Source organism: Spirosoma panaciterrae DSM 21099 (assembly GCF_000374025.1).
In the GTDB taxonomy this organism is placed as follows: Bacteria; Bacteroidota; Bacteroidia; order Cytophagales; family Spirosomataceae; genus Spirosoma; species Spirosoma panaciterrae.
On the sequence record NZ_KB893237.1, the window covers coordinates 1 to 1,838 of the forward strand.

A 1,838-nucleotide genomic window follows, 5' to 3' on the forward strand; every position below is an offset into this window, starting at 1 on the left:
AAATAACCCGGCTGTTCAGCGGCCTTGTAGTCCATGTAAGCCGCCAGCACCGTGCGCTTGCTGCCATTCCCGAAGGCATCGTTATCCTGAATGATACGGCCCAGGTCTTCGTAGCGTTCGTTGGGGCTCCAGACTTCGGTGTACAGAAAATCGACGGGCGAGCGGGCAATGCTGGCCTGCTGGCCATACTGGTTGACCGCGTTCATGACCAGCCGCTTGTCAGGATGTGCCGCTTTCATGCTCTGAATAAACGGGTTGTAGCGCGTTTCCAGATCAATAAGCCGTCCGCCAAAGTCGAATAGTTTTTTGTCCCGATTTCCAACCTGATCGATATGAAAACCATCGAACGGCAAAGCTGAATAAACGGCCGTATTCTGTTTGGCCAGATACTGCTGCCAGCCTCGGTTGGCAGGGTCTAAAAAGTAAATGTCACTCAGAAAGGGAGGCTTGGGTAATTCAAATCGCTCTTTATTGGTGTGCGTGGAATCGGTGTAAAGGTACCATTCATCGGCTACTCCATCCGCGCTGGCATCCGTCAAAGCACCATAGGCCAGGTTATAAAACAGGGCCTTCATATTCCGTTGGTGAGCGGCCCCGATATAGGTCTTCACCGTATTGAAACTTGTTGCTCGATTGGCAATATCCACCCAGGATTCATTCGATCTGGATGAGCCACCCGGCAAAAGTTTATGGTGTTTGTAGTGCCAATCGTAAAACTGAATGCCGTTGATGTGATAGCGGTTCAGGTTTCTAATCACCGACTGGATCGTGGAATCGGCTAAGCGTGGATAGGATGCCAGAAAACCGTAGCGGGGGAACCGGTTCCAGTCGGAAGAAACATCAATCGCTATCGTTGCCAGTGTTTGTCTCTTACCCTGTTTTTGGGTAAATACCTCTGCCAGGTAACCCTGAAAATCGGTGGATGGCGGCACCCATGTCCAGGATGTTTGTCCGTCATTTAGGGTATGATTTCCGACAATTCGATTCAGGTGATAATACTGAACGTGGGTCTTTACTGGCAGTTTACCCTCTAGCGTAAACCGAACAGGCTTGCCCGGTGCGTAAACGGCCAGATCGGTTTCGATACGTACCTGCGGCCTATCCAGCAATCGACTGTCTGGCTGGGCATTGACCTGATAAGTAGTAACTAGACAGGCAACAGCCACCAGCGTAATCAGAACGTTGAGCATAATTTAGTTAACGACCTTTATGGATTAAATAATAATAACGCTATTCTATATACGTAACACCTAATATTCGACAACAACCATATCCCAATACTGCAATGAAGGCAGCGTAAAGCTTACGGCTATGCTTGATTGAGAAAACGTAAGCGATGTGGCAGCACCCGCATTGTAGTCAGGGGAGGCAAACCAAATCTTTTTAACCGGCTTGTCTGGAACCAGATTGAATCGGGGCAGCGTAATCGTTTTGGGCACGGTACGTGTTCCGGTTTCATCCCGCCAGAGTACATCAGACGAGTTGGAAAAATTAATCAGATGAATAATCTGTCTGTTGCCAACCAGCTTTCCAATGGCTGATACCTGACCTGCCTGGGGAGGCCAGGTATTAAGCTTTAGTTGTGTGTCTCCCGCCGTAATTACAGGGCTGTTGAAGGTGCCCCCATCCCGAAGCAGGTTTTGATACGCCACCAGAAAATCATAGTAATGAATCAGGCTCGTCTTCAACTCATCGCTCATCGCTAGATTGGCATTCGGAAAGTACTCCTTGCCCAGCATATGTTCGCCCAACTCCAGGTGGGAACCCCCAAAGGCGAAAATCACCGCATCGGTCAGCAGCACCCCCGCCGGGTTGAAATAACCCGGCTGTTCAGCGGC

2 protein-coding genes are annotated in these 1,838 nt (G+C 49.7%); both read right to left on the bottom strand.

The annotated features are described in order from the left end of the window. Window positions 1–1,190 (bottom strand): glycoside hydrolase family 66 protein (locus B153_RS36245; RefSeq protein WP_020600621.1); only part of this gene is annotated, 1,190 nt, incomplete at its 3' end. A gap of 60 nt (window positions 1,191–1,250) precedes the next feature. Then, window positions 1,251–1,838, bottom strand: a 588-nt coding sequence (locus tag B153_RS0130880; protein WP_020600622.1) for a glycoside hydrolase family 66 protein, incomplete at its 5' end; no start/stop codon positions are given.